This window comes from Mycobacterium sp. DL99, from assembly GCF_004762045.1.
GTDB lineage: Bacteria > Actinomycetota > Actinomycetes > Mycobacteriales > Mycobacteriaceae > Mycobacterium.
Map to the genome: position 1 here is coordinate 2,550,104 of NZ_SJOM01000007.1, position 15,623 is coordinate 2,565,726.

19 protein-coding genes are annotated in these 15,623 nt (G+C 66.1%); 10 read left to right on the top strand and 9 right to left on the bottom strand.

Annotated features, from left to right (window positions below; all coding sequences use genetic code 11):
* Window positions 1–29 precede the first annotated feature (29 nt).
* Both EYZ64_RS12780 and bla read left to right on the top strand, forming a co-directional pair.
* Window positions 30–1,319: a M16 family metallopeptidase gene (locus EYZ64_RS12780; protein ID WP_135453764.1), complete on the top strand. Its 1,290-nt coding sequence runs from the start codon at window positions 30–32 to the stop codon at window positions 1,317–1,319.
* A gap of 18 nt (window positions 1,320–1,337) precedes the next feature.
* On the top strand, window positions 1,338–2,216 hold the full coding sequence (bla, locus tag EYZ64_RS12785; RefSeq protein ID WP_135453765.1) for a class A beta-lactamase: 879 nt from the start codon (window positions 1,338–1,340) through the stop codon (window positions 2,214–2,216).
* On the opposite strand, the gene EYZ64_RS12790 is transcribed toward bla, so the two are convergent.
* Both EYZ64_RS12790 and ald read right to left on the bottom strand, forming a co-directional pair.
* The gene (locus EYZ64_RS12790) at window positions 2,208–2,678 is read right to left on the bottom strand and encodes an Hsp20/alpha crystallin family protein (protein ID WP_135453766.1); all 471 of its coding nucleotides are present in this window, start codon (window positions 2,676–2,678) and stop codon (window positions 2,208–2,210) included. The two genes, bla and EYZ64_RS12790, sit on opposite strands and share 9 nt — an antisense overlap.
* Before the next feature lie 199 nt (window positions 2,679–2,877).
* The gene (gene ald, locus EYZ64_RS12795; protein WP_135453767.1) at window positions 2,878–3,993 is read right to left on the bottom strand and encodes an alanine dehydrogenase; all 1,116 of its coding nucleotides are present in this window, start codon (window positions 3,991–3,993) and stop codon (window positions 2,878–2,880) included.
* 93 nt (window positions 3,994–4,086) lie between these two features.
* Here ald and aldR point away from each other — a divergent pair, with 93 nt between their 5' ends.
* Window positions 4,087–4,599, top strand: a complete 513-nt coding sequence (gene aldR / locus EYZ64_RS12800) for an HTH-type transcriptional regulator AldR (RefSeq protein ID WP_450068892.1) — start codon at window positions 4,087–4,089, stop codon at window positions 4,597–4,599.
* A gap of 2 nt (window positions 4,600–4,601) precedes the next feature.
* Here aldR and EYZ64_RS12805 read toward each other — a convergent pair whose 3' ends face one another.
* A complete protein-coding gene (locus tag EYZ64_RS12805; protein WP_135453768.1) occupies window positions 4,602–5,363 on the bottom strand; it encodes an META domain-containing protein in 762 nt (253 codons plus the stop codon).
* 66 nt (window positions 5,364–5,429) lie between these two features.
* The gene (locus tag EYZ64_RS12810) at window positions 5,430–6,479 is read right to left on the bottom strand and encodes a substrate-binding domain-containing protein (protein ID WP_286174822.1); all 1,050 of its coding nucleotides are present in this window, start codon (window positions 6,477–6,479) and stop codon (window positions 5,430–5,432) included.
* A 97-nt stretch (window positions 6,480–6,576) separates the two neighbouring features.
* On the opposite strand from EYZ64_RS12810, the gene EYZ64_RS12815 reads away from it, so the two are divergent.
* Window positions 6,577–7,008, top strand: a complete 432-nt coding sequence (locus EYZ64_RS12815) for a MarR family winged helix-turn-helix transcriptional regulator (RefSeq protein ID WP_167857814.1) — start codon at window positions 6,577–6,579, stop codon at window positions 7,006–7,008.
* Window positions 7,009–7,029: 21 nt separating this feature from the next.
* Here the strand turns inward: EYZ64_RS12815 and EYZ64_RS12820 are convergent, their stop codons facing one another.
* A complete protein-coding gene (locus EYZ64_RS12820; RefSeq protein WP_135453771.1) occupies window positions 7,030–7,662 on the bottom strand; it encodes an AmiS/UreI family transporter in 633 nt (210 codons plus the stop codon).
* 70 nt (window positions 7,663–7,732) lie between these two features.
* Window positions 7,733–8,965 carry an acetamidase/formamidase family protein gene (locus EYZ64_RS12825; protein ID WP_135453772.1) on the bottom strand — a complete coding sequence of 411 codons (1,233 nt, stop codon included), beginning with the start codon at window positions 8,963–8,965 and terminating at the stop codon, window positions 7,733–7,735.
* Window positions 8,966–9,160: 195 nt separating this feature from the next.
* Here EYZ64_RS12825 and dapB point away from each other — a divergent pair, with 195 nt between their 5' ends.
* The 4 genes from dapB to EYZ64_RS12845 are packed head-to-tail and all read left to right on the top strand — an operon-like array spanning window position 9,161 to window position 11,294.
* Entirely contained in the window at window positions 9,161–9,898 is a 738-nt protein-coding gene (dapB, locus tag EYZ64_RS12830; protein ID WP_135453773.1) for a 4-hydroxy-tetrahydrodipicolinate reductase, read from the top strand.
* Window positions 9,895–10,365 (top strand): hypothetical protein, encoded by a 471-nt coding sequence (locus EYZ64_RS12835; RefSeq protein ID WP_135453774.1) that lies wholly within the window; start codon window positions 9,895–9,897, stop codon window positions 10,363–10,365. The genes dapB and EYZ64_RS12835 overlap by 4 nt, the downstream gene beginning before the upstream one ends.
* Window positions 10,362–10,817: a flavodoxin family protein gene (locus EYZ64_RS12840; protein WP_135453775.1), complete on the top strand. Its 456-nt coding sequence runs from the start codon at window positions 10,362–10,364 to the stop codon at window positions 10,815–10,817. The genes EYZ64_RS12835 and EYZ64_RS12840 overlap by 4 nt, the downstream gene beginning before the upstream one ends.
* A gap of 12 nt (window positions 10,818–10,829) precedes the next feature.
* Complete coding sequence (locus tag EYZ64_RS12845) at window positions 10,830–11,294, top strand: hypothetical protein (RefSeq protein ID WP_135453776.1); 465 nt, start codon at window positions 10,830–10,832, stop codon at window positions 11,292–11,294.
* A 7-nt stretch (window positions 11,295–11,301) separates the two neighbouring features.
* On the opposite strand, the gene EYZ64_RS12850 is transcribed toward EYZ64_RS12845, so the two are convergent.
* Together EYZ64_RS12850 and EYZ64_RS12855 are read right to left on the bottom strand one after the other, a co-directional pair.
* Window positions 11,302–12,219, bottom strand: coding sequence for an HpcH/HpaI aldolase/citrate lyase family protein (locus EYZ64_RS12850; RefSeq protein WP_135453777.1), 918 nt, complete (start codon window positions 12,217–12,219; stop codon window positions 11,302–11,304).
* Window positions 12,220–12,240: 21 nt separating this feature from the next.
* Entirely contained in the window at window positions 12,241–12,990 is a 750-nt protein-coding gene (locus tag EYZ64_RS12855; protein ID WP_135453778.1) for a dienelactone hydrolase family protein, read from the bottom strand.
* Window positions 12,991–13,032: 42 nt separating this feature from the next.
* On the opposite strand from EYZ64_RS12855, the gene EYZ64_RS12860 reads away from it, so the two are divergent.
* Together EYZ64_RS12860 and EYZ64_RS12865 are read left to right on the top strand one after the other, a co-directional pair.
* Window positions 13,033–13,833: a thymidylate synthase gene (locus tag EYZ64_RS12860; RefSeq protein WP_135453779.1), complete on the top strand. Its 801-nt coding sequence runs from the start codon at window positions 13,033–13,035 to the stop codon at window positions 13,831–13,833.
* Window positions 13,830–14,336 carry a dihydrofolate reductase gene (locus EYZ64_RS12865; RefSeq protein WP_135453780.1) on the top strand — a complete coding sequence of 169 codons (507 nt, stop codon included), beginning with the start codon at window positions 13,830–13,832 and terminating at the stop codon, window positions 14,334–14,336. Before EYZ64_RS12860 ends, EYZ64_RS12865 begins: the two co-directional genes overlap by 4 nt.
* On the opposite strand, the gene EYZ64_RS12870 is transcribed toward EYZ64_RS12865, so the two are convergent.
* Entirely contained in the window at window positions 14,318–15,559 is a 1,242-nt protein-coding gene (locus EYZ64_RS12870; protein WP_135453781.1) for a DUF4303 domain-containing protein, read from the bottom strand. The two genes, EYZ64_RS12865 and EYZ64_RS12870, sit on opposite strands and share 19 nt — an antisense overlap.
* Window positions 15,560–15,623 lie beyond the last annotated feature (64 nt).

Consider the following 15,623-nt stretch of genomic DNA (forward strand, 5'->3'; position numbering starts at 1 on the left):
TCACCTCAGCTCGAACCAAGGCGTCTGCACTGAACACCACACATGTCCGCCGGACAGATCTGCCCGGCGGACTCCGGGTGGTCACTGAGTACATCCCGTCGGTGCGTTCCGCATCCGTCGGAGTCTGGGTGGGTGTCGGCTCCCGCGACGAAGGACGAAGCGTCGCGGGTGCCGCCCACTTCCTGGAGCACCTGCTGTTCAAGGCCACCCCGACGCGCAGCGCGGTCGAGATAGCTCAGGCTGTCGATGCCGTCGGCGGTGAGCTGAACGCGTTCACCACTCGCGAGCACACCTGCTACTACGCCCACGTGCTCGATTCCGACCTGGAACTCGCGGTCGATCTGGTGGCCGACGTCGTGTTGCGGGGTCGGTGTGCCACCGAGGACGTCGAGGTGGAACGCGACGTCGTCCTCGAAGAGATCGCCATGCGCGACGATGATCCCGAGGACAGTCTCGGTGACGTCTTCCTGTCGGCGATGTTCGGTGATCACCCGGTCGGACGTCCGGTGATCGGCAGCGTCGAGTCGATCGAGACGATGACACGCGCGCAGTTGCATTCGTTCCACGTCCGTCGATACACGCCCGAACGGATGATCGTGGCGGTGGCGGGCAACATCGACCACGACGTCGTATTGTCGCTGGTGCGGGAGCATTTCGGTCCGCGGCTGGAAGCGGGGCGCACCGCGGTGGCACCGCGTAAGGGCGCTGGACGGGTCGGCGGCAAGCCGTCATTGCTCGTGGTCGACCGCGACGGCGAGCAGACCCACGTGTCGCTGGGCGTTCGCACGCCCGGCCGGCACTGGGAACACCGCTGGGCGCTGTCGGTGCTCAACACCGCGCTCGGCGGTGGTCTGAGTTCCCGTCTGTTCCAACAGATCCGGGAATCCCGCGGCCTGGCCTACTCGGTGTACTCGACGGTGGATACCTTCGCCGACAGCGGGGCGCTCTCGGTGTATGCGGGATGTCAGCCGGAACGGTTCGACGAAGTGGTCCGGGTGACCACCGATGTTCTGGAAGGCGTTGCCCGAGACGGGATCACCGCCGACGAATGCCGCATCGCCAAGGGCTCGTTGCGCGGTGGGCTGGTGCTCGGGCTGGAGGATTCCGGATCGCGCATGCACCGGATCGGGCGCAGCGAGCTCAATTACGGTGAACACCGGACCATCGATCACACGTTGGCCCAGATCGATGCGGTTACTCTCGAAGAGGTCAACGCGGTGGCCCACCAGTTGCTGTCTCGCGACTATGGTGCCGCGGTACTCGGCCCACATCGGTCCAAAAAGACTCTGCCGCAACAACTTCAAGCTATCGCCGGCTGACCCGCTACGCTGGGTCCGATGACGGGACTCTCGCGACGCAATGTTCTGATCGGTTCGCTCGTGGCGGCGGCTGCCGTCGGTGTGGGTAACGCCGCACCGGCTTTCGCCGCCCCGGTCGATGACCAGATCGCGGAACTGGAACGTCGTGACAACGTCCTGATCGGCTTGTACGCGGCCAATCTGGCTTCCGGGCGGACGCTCACCCACCGGCACGACGAGATGTTCGCGATCTGCTCGACCTTCAAAGGCTATGCCGCCGGGCGCGTGCTGCAGATGGTCGGCCGCCGCCAGATTTCGCTGGACAACCGGGTGTTCGTCGACCCGGAGGCGATCGTGCCGAACTCTCCGGTCACCGAGACCTACGCCGGTGCCGAGATGACGCTGGCGGAGTTGTGTCAGGCGGCGCTGCAGCGCAGTGACAACACTGCGGGCAACCTGCTGCTGAAAACGATTGACGGGCCTGCGGGTATCACCGCGTTCGCCCGCAGCGTCGGAGACGAGCGCACCCGCCTGGATCGCTGGGAGGTCGAGTTGAACTCGGCGATACCGGGGGACCCGAGGGATACCTCCACCCCGGCTGCGCTGGCCATCGGGTACCGGGCGATGTTGGCCGGTGACGCGCTGAACCCGCCGCAGCGCCGCCAGTTGGAGGACTGGATGCGGGCCAATCAGACATCGAGCATGCGCGCCGGACTCCCGGACAGCTGGACCACTGCCGACAAGACCGGCAGCGGGGATTACGGCAGCACCAACGATGTCGGGATCGCCTACGGGCCCGACGGGCAACGGTTGTTGTTGGCTGTGATGACGCGGTCACAGGCCGACGACCCGAAGGCCGACAACCTGCGCCCGCTCATCGGTGAGCTGACGGCTCTCGTGCTGCCGTCGTTACTCTGAGTGCTCGGCGGATCCGATTGCGGCCGAGCCGTTCTCGGCACCCTGGATCGCGATCTGCCGGGCTCCCGCGGGGTTCTGCGACAACGGCACGCGCACGGTAAGGATGCCGCGCTCGTAGCCGGCCGTGATGTTCTCCTCGTCGGCTTCCGCGGGCAGCGTCACGGTGCGCAGGAACGAGCCGTAGGAGAACTCCGACCGCGCCGTGGTGTCGGCTCGCTCGGAACGCTCGGCCTTCACCGTCAGCTGGCCGTCGGCCACGGTGATCTGAACATCGCTCGCGGGATCGATACCGGGGATCTCGGCCCGCAGTTCGTAGTGGTCTTCGGTGACCTCGTCCTCGATGCGCATGAGGTTGCGCTCGAAGATGGGGCGCAGGCTGGCGAACGGTGTGATCCCGGCGAAGAACTCCGAGAGCTCGGGCAGCAACGGGCGGGGCTGGTGCGCGACGGGCAGGTTGACCATGGGTGACTCCTCAGTCCTGGAACGTAGATCGGAGGAAAAGGCCTTGTGAGGCTTGCCCTTTCGATCCAAGCACCGGCGTCGAGCCACCGGTCGAATGTGCGGTGAACAGCGTGCATACGGGCGGCTGCCGGGCATCGCCGGTACTGGAATGCACATCGCCCGGCCGGAGCGAACTCCAGCCGGGCGGCGGTGCGTGAGATCAGGCCAGGACAGTGGCCGGATCGGTGAACGGCATGTCGAGGTCGATGGCCACCTGCTCGGACAGCAGCGCGCCCTCATGCGTAGAGAGGCCCTTGGCGAGTGCCTGGTCGGCCTCGCAGGCGGCCTTCCAGCCCTTGTCTGCCAACTTGAGCACGTACGGCATGGTGGCGTTGGTCAGCGCGAACGTCGACGTGCGCGGCACCGAGCCGGGCATGTTGGCCACGCAGTAGAACACCGTGTCGTGAACGGCGAACGTCGGATCGTCGTGGGTGGTGGGACGCGAATCCTCGAAGCAGCCACCCTGGTCGATGGCGATGTCGACCAGCACCGCGCCCGGCTTCATGTGGGACACCGTCGAATTGGTGACCAACTTGGGGGCCTTGGCCCCGGGGATCAGCACCGCGCCGATCACGAGGTCGGCCTTCTTGACGGCCTCCTCAAGTTCCAGGGACGACGAGTAGCGGGTCTCGATGCTGCTACCCGACTCGTTGTCGATCTTGCGCAGCGTGTTGATGTTCAGATCGAACACCGTGACGTGGGCGCCCATGCCCTTGGCGATACGGGCGGCGTTGTAGCCGGCGACGCCACCGCCGATGACGACGACCTCGGCAGGCGCGACGCCGGGGACGCCTCCCATCAGCACGCCGCGGCCGCCCTGTGTGCGCATCAGGTGGTAGGAGCCGACCTGTGCGGACAGGCGGCCGGCGACCTCGCTCATCGGGGCGAGCAGCGGCAGCGCCCCGTCAGCGGTTTGAACCGTCTCATATGCGATCGAGGTGGTACCCGAGGCCAGCAGTGCGTCGGTGCATTCCTTGGATGCCGCCAGGTGCAGATAGGTGAACAGCGTCTGGCCCTTGCGCATGCGCGAATACTCGGCCGCGATGGGCTCCTTGACCTTGAGGAGCAGTTCGGCCTCGGCCCAGACCTGGTCGGCCGTGGCCACGATCTCGGCACCGGCGGCCTTGAAGTCGTTGTCGGTGATGGCTGAGCCTTCGCCGGCGTCGGCCTGAATGATCACGTCGTGACCGCGTCGGGTCAGCTCCGCCACGCCCGCCGGGGTGATCGCCACTCGGTACTCGTTGTTCTTGATCTCGGTCGGGATGCCGACGAGCATGGTCGCTCCTTCAAGGTTGGGTGCTGACAATAATTGTGAAGAACCTTCGGTAAGTGAGCAATATCTCCGATGAAGATTCGTTAGAGTCGCTGGGTGTCTGAAGAATCGTCAAACATGCCGGGCCGCACGGCCCGTTCGCCGAAGGATGTTCGGGCTGAACTCGACGAGGTGGACCGCCGAATTCTGCTCGCGTTACATGCCGATGCCCGTATGTCGAACAGCGCACTGGCCGACGCGGTCGGGGTCGCCGCGTCGACCTGTCACGGTCGGGTGCGCAGGCTCCAGGAGATCGGGGTGATCCGGGGCTTCTATACCGACATCGATCCGGCTGCGGTGGGGCTCAGCCTGCAGGCGATGATCTCGGTGAGTCTGCAGTCGAACGCGCGGGGCAAGATCCGAAACTTCATCGCCCATATCCGCCAACTGCCGCAGGTGATGGACGTGTACTTCCTGGCCGGGGGAGACGACTTCATCCTGCACGTGGCCGCGCGTGACACCGAGGATCTGCGGGCGTTCGTGGTGGAGCACCTCAACGCCGACGCCGACGTCGCGGGCACGCAGACCTCGCTGATCTTCGAGCACCTGCGCGGGGCGTCACCGCTCTGACATCACTGCGCCCGCAGTACCAATCCGTTGCCGTCGGCGCCTGAGAGCTTCAACTCGTCGGCGTCGACGGAGGTCTGCACCGTGCCCTTGAGCACTCGCAGCACGGCCTGCTCAACCTCGGCAACCTCCGGTGGGCAGGCCATCCTGGTGGTGGCCAACGGGCCGAAGTCGATGACGGCCGGTGACCCGGAAACTGTTGCGTGGCCGGTGATCCGGTTGCAGCCGGTCGAGCCGCTGACCGCGCCGTCATCCCCGATGGTCAACGTGGGCTTGGACTGCTCGAGCGCGACCGAGGTGGTGACCGCCTGCGCGGACACCAGACTGGTGACCTGCCAGGTGGTGCCGGTCAGCGGGCGATCCGGATCGGCCACTTTCTTGTCCCGCAACGTGACGGTCGCGGCGTCGGTGCGCAACGTGAGGGAATCGCCGGACAGCGCCCAGGTTGGCTTGGCGTCGAAGAACTTTGACACCCAGGCATCCGAATCGCCGACCGGCGGCGGGCAGGCCATCATCGTCATGGCCAGTTGGGTGGTGATCCGGCCCTCGGCCAGATCGGCGGTGCCCGAGCCGTGGTTGCAGCCGGCGTACGTGCTGATCCGATTCCCGTCGAAACCGACCGTCAACGGCCCGCCGCCGGGGATCTGGTCACCTTCGACCCGCTCCGACACGAACGTGCGGCCGTCGAGCGTGGTGTCATCGGCGGCCGCGTTGTCGGAACAGCCCGCCATAGCAAGGACGGCGAGGGCGATGGGAAAGAGGCGCATACGCCTACGCTAGGTGAACGCGTCTCGATATCCGGGGATCCCCGACCAACCAAGGCGGCTCGGATCTCACAACGTGGCAACCACGTCGAACTCGTACCCGTCCGCGACGGCGATGTGCACGTCTTGATGCATCAGCCCACCGCTGGCGTGGACGAAACCGCGTGGACCGTCATAGCTCACCGAGCCGCGATGTAGCGCCATCTCGTCTACGTCGGTCGACGCGGCCGCGGTCGCCAGGGCACCGAGTGTGGCGACACCCTCGTAACAGGATTCAGCGGCGTTGTTCAGCGGTGGCGCGCTCGGCCCGAATCTGTGCACATAGTCGGACATGAAGTCCTGTGCGCTCGCCGAGACCAGATTCTGAAAGTAGCTCGCAGCCACGTACAGGTTCTCGGTGGCATCCGCGCCGCTGGCCAGCAGCATGTTCTCCTCCATCAGCGGGCTGAACCGGAGGATGCGGTGATGCAGGCCCTGTTCGCTGAAGGCTCGGTTGAACGCCACGGCATCGCGGCCCACCAGCAGCATGATGATGCCCTCGGCGCCACTGTGCTCGATGCGCGGTAGGACACGGGAATAGTCGGTGGTGCCGTAGTTGACGTAGACCTCCTCCACGATCTGCAGATCCAGTTGGTGGCAGTACTCCCGAATCGCCGGCACGGTGCGCCGCGGCCACACGTAGTTCGCGCCGACCACCGCCCACCGCTGGACGCCGATGTTCTCCTGCAGCCACCGCAGCGCGGGTGCGATCTGCAACGCGGGAGTTTCGCCTGAACAGATGACACCCGGGCGGGACTCGCCACCCTCGTAGAGGGACGTGTACACGTAGGGGATCCGGTGGGTCAGCACCGGTGCGAGTTGTTCACGGACCGTCGAGATGTGCCAGCCGGTCACCGCGTGGATCTGGTCGTGGGACATCAATTGCATGATCTCGTTCTGCAGTTCGGGGCCGGGGAGGCTGGCGTCGATCACCTCGATCTCGACTTCGCGGGCGAGGATGCCGCCGTTGTCATTGAGCGTGGCGGCGGCGAGCTTCGCCACGGCCTCGCATGACGGGCCGTACATCCCGCCCGGGCCTCGCAGTGGAATGACAAGTCCGATGCGGTAATTCCGCGACATCGCCATGCCTCCTTGCGCCCCATCGCATGGGCACAGCAGCGTAATATTCATCTGGAAGTATTGCGTTTGGAACGAAGTCCAGCAAGGGGGTCAAACTGTGCGGACCGATCGGGACGAGGTCGTCCCGTTGCTGGAAACGCTCGCCATCGACCGGGCCGCCGCGCTGGTGCGTGCCGCCGTGCGCAGCGGCCTTGCCGGTTCGGGACTCACGCTGGACCAATGGCGGGTGATCGACCATCTGGCATCGGTGCGGGAAGCCACCATGAGTTCGGTCTCCACCGTCACCCTCATACCCGGGCCGAGCCTCACTCGCACGGTGGACCGGCTCGTCGACGCAGCACTGGTCTACCGGACGCTGGATTCCTACGATCGGCGCCGCATGATGGTCCGCCTGAGTGAGCGTGGCGTCGACCGGCATCGTGAACTGGCTCCGGCGGTGTCGGCTGCACTCGAGCGGGCGTGTTCCCCGCTGACCGGGGCGGAATTGGGTGAATTGGGAACGCTTCTGGCGAAGCTTGCCGGCGACTGAGACCGGTCGAAGTGGGCGCGATCAGCTGTTGGTCCGCAGAGCCCTCGACGTCGAGACCGGTACGGCGGTCGTCGTGGTGCGGGTGATCAGCCACAGCGTGACCAACACGGCGCACCCCAGAACAGCCGCGATCACTGCTCCGGTGGCGGAGTCGGTCCACACCCCGGCGAGGCCCAGGCCGGCGGGAACGGCTGCAGTCAGAACGCCCTCGGCGACCGCCAGTGCTCCGGTGAACCGGGTGAGTTGGGCGCGTCCGAGTCCGAGGACCAGGAAAAACAGTAGCCACAGCGTTGCCCAGGCCAGCCAGATCACGACGAAGATCCGGCCGCCGGCACTCCAGGTGTGGGCCGCGTACCCGACAGCGGCCACTGCCACGAAGAGGGAGAACCAACCCAACCCTTCGGGTGGCCATCCGGTGATGCCATTGATGCCGACCCACAGGTAGGTGAATCCGAACAGATAGAGACCGGCGGCGCCGGCGATTGTCGCCGCATCCCCGTCCGCAGTCATGAGCAGCACGGTCGGGATCACCACTTGCATCGCGCCGACGAAGAGATTCAGTGGTGCGGCCGACCGGGGGGAGATGCGCCCGAGAAGCATGATGCCGTTCACGATCAGGACGGCGCCGACGTAGAACAGTCCGACATTGCTCATCTGTGCCCGCTTTCTGTTGGATGCTCTTGCGGCGCCGGGCTTTTCAGGGCCCGGCGCCGCGTCCGACGGATTACTTGGGAAGGATGTCCTTGTCGAAGATGTCGAGCGGAACCTTCAGTGTCACAGCCGCGTTCGGGATGTCGACGATGCCGCCCACGTGCATCTCACACGGCGCCACGCTGATGATCGTGTAGGCCTGCTCGGGCGTGTAGCCGAACTTGCCCAGATACTCGATTGCCTGCTCGACCGCATCCACCGCGGCCATCGTGGCGTCGATGTACTTCTGCTCCTTGCCGCGGGCGGACAGTCCGGTGAACGACAGATACCGGGTACCCAGGTTTGGGTCGACCGGTGACGGTCGCAGCATCGGTGTGCGGACGCCGTACCTGGCCATGCCGTCTTTGATCAGGTTGAACCGGAACCATCCGACGCCGTCCATTTCGATGGCGTTCCAGGTGATTTCGCCGTCGCCCTCGGAGAAGTGGAAGTCGCCGGTGGAGAACAAGGCACCCTCGACGAACACCGGGAAGTACACCCGCGAACCGCGGGAGAGGTTCTTGATGTCGAGGTTGCCGCCATTCTCCCTTGGTGGGACCGTCCGGGCCGCGGTCGCGGCGACACGCTCCCACTCCTTGCCCTCCAGCGTGCGCAGCACCGCGGTCGACATGGCGTCCGCACGCGGCGCCGCGAGGCCCTCGGCGATGAGCGGGTCCTCCCGCTCGTTCCAGATCGCGAGCAGTTCGTGTGAGGGGGCGACGCCGATGACTCCGGGATGGCTGATCGCGGGGATCTCCACGCCGGGGATCTGGCGGCTGGTGGCGAACAGGCCGTGCAAGTCCCAGACCGTCTTGAAGCCGTCCGGGAACCAACTGGCCAGCGGTCCGCCCATCCCGGGCAGGATGTTCGAGTAGCCGATGCCTGACAGCGGGAGCACGTCGAGCACATCGACCACCAGCAGATCGCCCGGTTGTGCGCCGTCGACATATACCGGACCGGTGATCGGGTGGGTGCGGGTGAGATCGAAGTCGCGGACGTCCTGGTCGTCATCGACGTCTTGCAACTGGTAATCGTCGTAGCCGCCGGCCTCGAGGATTACCTCGTCGCCCGGTCCGAGATGGTGCAGTGGCGGGATATCGGGGTGCCAGCGGTTGTGGCCGAGCTCCTTCTGCTCTGCGAGCGGAACTCCCACCTCGCAGCTGAACCTCGGGACGCCGAGGTCGCGGTTGGGGAAACGGGATACTCCCGACCGGGTGAAGTCCACATCTGCGGCGTCTGGACGGACGAGTGAAACGTCGCTTGACATCGGGTGACCTCCAAGAAAGTGGATAGGTGAGTGGTGCGGCTCACAATTTACTTCCAAAATGAACTATGTCAAGTGGAAGTAAAATGGTGATGTCATCTGGTCGCCGGGATGGCGCTGATGGACCCGCCACCGCGGGCGGCTCCCATGTCGGACCGGTCCGAACCTGTGGGCAACCCCGGCAGTAGGCTCGCAACCATGCGAGTTGGCGTTCTCGGGGCTAAGGGCAAAGTCGGCGCGACCATGGTGCACGCGGTCGAATCCGCGGAGGATCTGACGTTCTCCACCGGCGTGGATGCGGGTGACCCACTGAGCTTGCTCACCGACACGATGACCGACGTGGTCATCGACTTCACCCATCCCGATGTGGTGATGGACAATCTGAAGTTCCTCATCGACAACGGGATTCACGCCGTCGTCGGGACCACCGGATTCACCTGGGACCGCATTGAACAGGTGGAAGCCTGGCTCAAGGAAAAGCCGGAGGTCGCGGTGCTCATCGCGCCCAACTTCGCGATCGGTGCGGTGCTGTCCATGCACTTCGCCCAGCAGGCGGCGCGGTACTTCGAATCGGTCGAGATCATCGAACTGCACCATCCGCACAAGGCCGACGCACCGTCGGGCACGGCCGCGCGCACCGCGAAGCTCATCGCCGAGGCGCGAAAAGGCATGCCGCCCAACCCGGATGCCACCAGCACCGGTCTCGACGGCGCCCGAGGTGCCGACGTGGACGGCGTACCGGTGCACTCGGTGCGGTTGGCCGGGCTGGTCGCCCATCAGGAGGTGCTGTTCGGCACCCAGGGGGAGACGCTGACGATCCGCCACGACAGCCTGGACCGATCCTCGTTCGTGCCGGGGGTGCTGCTGGCTGTGCGCAAGGTCAGCGAGCGGCCGGGCTTGACCATCGGCATTGAACCGCTGCTCGATCTGTCGTGAGTGACGGCGCGCGGTCGCTGCGCATCCAACTGGTGATCGGCTTCATGTGCCTGGCGCTGATCGCCTACTTCTTGATGCTCGGACGCACCGCGTTCATCTTCATCACCTCGGGCGAGCCGGCCGCGATCGGACTGGGCCTGGCACTGCTGGCGTTCCCGCTGATCGGTGTCTGGGTGCTGGTCACCACGCTGCGTGCCGGGCTGGCGCACCAACGGTTGGCCCGTCTCGCGCGCGAGCAGGGCATGGAACTCGACGTCAGCGAGCTGCCGACGCGGCCGTCGGGGCGTATCGAGCGCGACGCGGCCGATGAACTGTTCACGACGGTCAAGGCCGAACTGGAAGCCGACCCGGACAATTGGGTTCGCTGGTACCGGCTGGCCCGCGCCTACGACTTCGCCGGCGACCGGGGCCGCGCGCGCGAGACCATGCGCACGGCGGTGCGGATGCAGGAACAGCAGCCGTCATGACCAAGACGCTGCTCGTGGTGCATCACACGCCGTCGCCGGCGACGCGGGAGCTCCTCGAGGCAGTGCTTGCCGGGGCGCACGATCCGGACATCTCCGGCGTGACGGTCGAACTGAAGCCGGCGTTAGCTGCGACCGTCACGGACATGTTGGCCGCCGACGGCTATTTGTTCGGCACCACAGCCAATTTCGGCTACATGAGCGGTGCCCTCAAGCACTTCTTCGATACCGTGTACTACCCGAGCCTCGATCACGTGGCCGGGCGTCCGTACGGGCTGTGGGTGCACGGCAACAACGACACGGTCGGCGCGGCGAACGCGGTCGACAAGATCGTGACGGGGCTGGCGTTGGTCAAAGCGGCTGATGTGCTTGAAGTCACGGGTGCGCTCGACGCCGGTGTCCGGGAACGGGCCTACGAGCTGGGCGGCACCTTGGCCGCAACGCTGATGGAGTGAGGGAGGGACGTAATGCCAGGATTCGCTGATCTCGCGCTGGGGGCGGCACCCATCGCCGGTGGTGCGTTATTGGGTGTAGCGGCGGGCAATCTCAAGCCGCCGGATGTCCGCGGCATGATCAGCAAAGATCTCGACCTGCTGGCCCGGATTCCGGAAGATCAGGTCGACCGGCGGGCCCGGATGCAGGCGAGCATCGACCGGCGCATCGACGAACTCATCGAGGCCGGTGACCGCTCCCGCGAAATTCGTCGGGCCGCGATGTCCTATCGCGGCAACTGGCGCGACATCGTGGTTTTCATCTGCGCGCTGCTGTTCACCTTCATCTGGTGGAATGTCAGCCACAGCCGGACCAACTGGACACTGACATTCGTCGTGATGATCGTCGTTTCAGTGGCGGCAGGCATCTACGCGGGCCGCGGTGTGGCCCGCGGGATCAACACCTTCATGCACCGCAACGACGCCAAACCGCCGGCCTGAACCAAGCTCAGTAGTGATACGTGTCGGACGGGGCCGGCACGTGATCCGGGTCGTCGCTGTACTCGGGTTCGTGGATGCCGTACGCCCGCGCCAGATCGAGGATCTTGTTGGCCCGAGCGATGCGGGGCAGGTCTGACCCGTTGCGGATCTCGCCACCGTCGCGCTGGAATTCGGCGAAAAACTCCTTGGCCCAACTGATCTCATCCTGGGAGGGGGCCAGGCCCTCGTTGACGGTCGGGCACTGATCGGGCGTCAGGCAGATCTTGCCGGTCATGCCGAACTCGGCCGACACCGCGGTGGCCTCCGACAGTCGCAGCGCACTGGACCCGACGGTGGGGCCGTCGATGGCGCCGGGGAGTCCGGCGGCCTTGGCGGCGATGGTGAACCGCGACCGCGCATATGCCAGGGTTGCCGGGCTGTCGCCGAAACCGGTGTCGCGGCGGAAGTCGCCGATGCCGAACGCGAGCCGGAATGCTCCCTTGGCCGAGGCGATCTCGGTGATCCGCTCGAGTCCGCGGGCCGTCTCCACCAGGGCGACGATCGGCACATCGGGCAACCGCCGGGCCGTCTCGGTGACATGGTCCACCGATTCGACCATCGCCAGCATGACGCCGCCCACCGATGTGCCGGTCAACATGTCCAGGTCATCGGCCCACCACGGGGTGCCGAAGCCGTTGATCCGGACCCAGTCACTGTTGCCGTCGGCCAGCCACCGGGTCACCTTCTCGCGAGCGGCCACCTTGTCCTTGGGGGCGACCGCATCCTCGATGTCGAGTACCACGATGTCGGCGCGGGAGCGGGCCGCGGGGGCGAACCGCTCATACTGTGCGCCGTTTACCAGCAACCAGCTCCGGGCCAGTACCGGGTCGATCCGGAATCCGGGCTCGGTGGGATGGGACTCGTCGGAGAAGGGCTGGTCATACACGCGTCAATCGTCGCCTACTGCCTATGCCGGGGCGAACGCGGCCCCGAACACCCGCTCGGTGTTCTCCCAGTGCCGCTTTGCCGCCGCCTCGTCGTAGACCGCCGCATGATCAGGCACCGCGAAGCCGTGCGCTGCGGGATAGAACTCGATGGTGTGGTCGACGGCGGCGCCGGACAGCGCGTCCTCCAACCTCTTGGCGTCGTCCTCGGTGAAGGAGGCATCGTTCTCGGCGGCGGCTATGTAGACCGTCGCCTGGATCTTGTCGGCCAGCAGGTGAGGACTGTCGGGATCGTCTTCGACCGCCAGCCTGCCGCCGTGGAAGGACAGCGCGGCCGCGACCCGCTTCGGCACCCGGGTGGCGACGATGAGGGACGCCCGCCCGCCCATGCAGTAGCCGGTGGTGCCGAACTTCTCGCCGGAGACATCGGGCCGGCCGGCGAGGTAGTCGAAGAACGCTTCGGCGTCGGCGGCAAAGATCTCCGGGGTGAGCGTGCCCATCAGCTCGAAGAGCTGCTTGCGCTGCTCCTGGTCGGCAAACACGGTGTTGAGGTCGAAGGGACCCCAGCCGGGGGTGCGGTAATACACGTCGGGCACCAGCACGACGTAACCGAATCCGGCCAGCTTGGCCGCCATATCTTCCATCGTGGGACGCAGGCCGCCGGCGTCGGGAAACATCACGACCCCGGGCCAGGGGCCATCCCCCTCCGGCGTGGCGACGGTGACGCGGCAGGTGCCATCGGCAGTGGTGATCGTGTCTGTGGTGGTCGGCATGGCTACCGTTCTACTCCTCGTGACGGCACGTAAGCTGAGTGTGTGCCGATCCAGACGCCCTACGAGGACCTCTTGCGGAAGGTGACTGAACAGGGGGTGCGGAAGTCCGATCGCACCGGTACCGGCACCCGCAGTCTGTTCGGGCACCAGATGCGTTACGACCTGGCCGCCGGCTTTCCGTTGATCACCACCAAGAAGGTGCACACCAAATCGGTGATCTACGAGTTGCTGTGGTTCCTGCGCGGCGATTCGAACGTGCGGTGGTTGCAGGACCACGGTGTCACGATCTGGGATGAATGGGCCAGTGACACGGGCGATCTCGGCCCGGTCTACGGGGTGCAGTGGCGGTCGTGGCCGGCCCCGTCCGGTGAGCACATCGACCAGATCTCGAATGCGCTCGAACTGCTCAAGCATGACCCCGATTCGCGGCGCAACATCGTTTCGGCATGGAACGTCGGCGAGATCCCGCAGATGGCGCTGCCGCCGTGCCACGCCTTCTTCCAGTTCTATGTCGCCGATCAGAAGTTGTCCTGCCAGCTGTATCAGCGCAGCGCAGACCTCTTCCTGGGCGTCCCGTTCAACATTGCCAGTTACGCCCTGCTGACCCACATGATGGCCGCGCAGGCCGGGCTGGGTGTCGGTGAGTTCGTCTGGACCGGCGGTGATTGCCACATCTACGACAACCACGTCGACCAGGTGGCTCTGCAGCTGGGTCGCGAACCCCGGCCCTATCCGGAACTCGTTCTGGCGCACCGTGATTCGATCTTCGACTACCAATACGAGGACGTTGCCATCATGAACTACGATCCGCACCCGGCAATCAAGGCGCCCGTCGCGGTATGACCGATAAGCATGTGACAGGCGATCTTCGGCGCCTGGCGCTGATCTGGGCGCAGTCGAGCACCGGCGTCATCGGCCGTGGCAACGACATCCCATGGCATCTGCCGGAAGATCAGGCCCGGTTCAAGCAACTCACCCTCGGGCAGACCGTGGTGATGGGCCGGCTGACCTGGGAGTCGCTGCCGGCCAAGGTTCGCCCGTTGCCAGGGCGGCGCAACGTCGTCATCACCCGCAACCCCGGATATGTGGCCGACGGCGCCGAGGTGGTCACCGAGATCGGTGACGTATTCCGGGGCTGGGTGATCGGTGGTGGGCAGATCTATGCACAAGCCCTGCGATTCGCGGACCGATGCGAGGTCACCGAGATCGACCTCGACCTGCCGCCGACCGAGGGTGACGCGATGGCACCCGAGCTCGACGATTCCTGGACGAAGACCACGGGCGACTGGCTGACCAGCAGTTCAGGACTGCGGTACCGGTACTGCAGCTACGCGCGCACGCTGTAGCCGGCCAGCCTGCGCACCTCGCTGTCGGGGTCTTCGGCTGCGAGCTCGGCGATCCGTTTCTCCAGGGCCGTCACCTCATCGCTGTCGAGGTCGCCGGGGCCCATGAGCCCGATCAGATCACCGAGGACGATGACCGCGTGACGGCGGATCACCGGCTCGGGATGCTCGAGCCCGGGCCGGGCGCCCGGTAGGTCGGCAGCGTCGAGCGTGCAGAACCCTCGTCCCGGCTTCAGATCTTCTGCCACGATCGCGGCGACTGCCGGATCGGCGAGCCCGGCGGCCAGCAGCGTGTAATCCAACGGCGGGTGCCCGCGCCCGTGATCACGGAACGAACGGTACGGCGCGGCGACTGCGGCCGCCCTGCTCCCAGCCGGCAGGTCGTGGCGTGCCAACACCTCCAGCCCGGCACCGAGGCGCCCCAGGGCAGTCGCCACCCAGTCGTGGGCGTTACCCCGCAGCGGTAGTGCCGCCCACAGTGCGTCCATCACCTCGGGCGTCGCGATGTTCAGGTCGGCGAGGAGTTTGCCGCCCGTCCAAGCGGTCTCGGGGTGCCCGAGGGCCGCGAGTCCGACGGGCACCGCAGCCGCACCGGTGTCGAGCAGGAGCTCGGTCGCGCGTTCGCGGCCGAGCACGCCGGCTGGCCCGGGAGCCAGGCCCGCCGCCGCGGCGAGGACCGCCACTCGCTGCTCAACCGGCATCGCCAGCACGTCTCGTTCGGCCTCCGTGGCCGCGACATACTCGGGGAAATGACGCCGCAGCTCATCGGCGGTCAACGAACGAACCAGAAGATCTGCGTCCTCGTCGTCGAGATAGACCACCGCGTCGTTGGGCAGGGTGCCGTCGGCGACGAGTGCGGTCCGCGTGCGCGCGGCGACATTCAACATCGCCTGTGCGAACCGGTCCCATTCCTGCTCCCACTGCGCACGAGGCAATCCCGTGACTGCCGCGCTGAGCCGCTCACCCCACCGCGAATCGGTGTCGCCCCACTCATAGTCCTGGTGCTCCCAATCGGGCGGGCTGAACCGGCAATCGGGTTCCTCCACCGATTCCTCGGTGGCCAGGGCAAGGTTGGGCAGGTAGATCACCCCGGTGGTCTCGGCGTAGAACTCGCTGAACGCCACGGCATACGGCGTCTCTGACCCGGCCGCCTCGACCATCGCGCGGACCGCGTTGGCAGCGGCCAGGGTCAACTCGGTCTCGAACGCATCCCACTCGAACGCCACGCGGACCAGTATCGCCAATGCGCCTCATCGACTTGTCGGTACCCTCGCTCCAATCCGCTCCGCT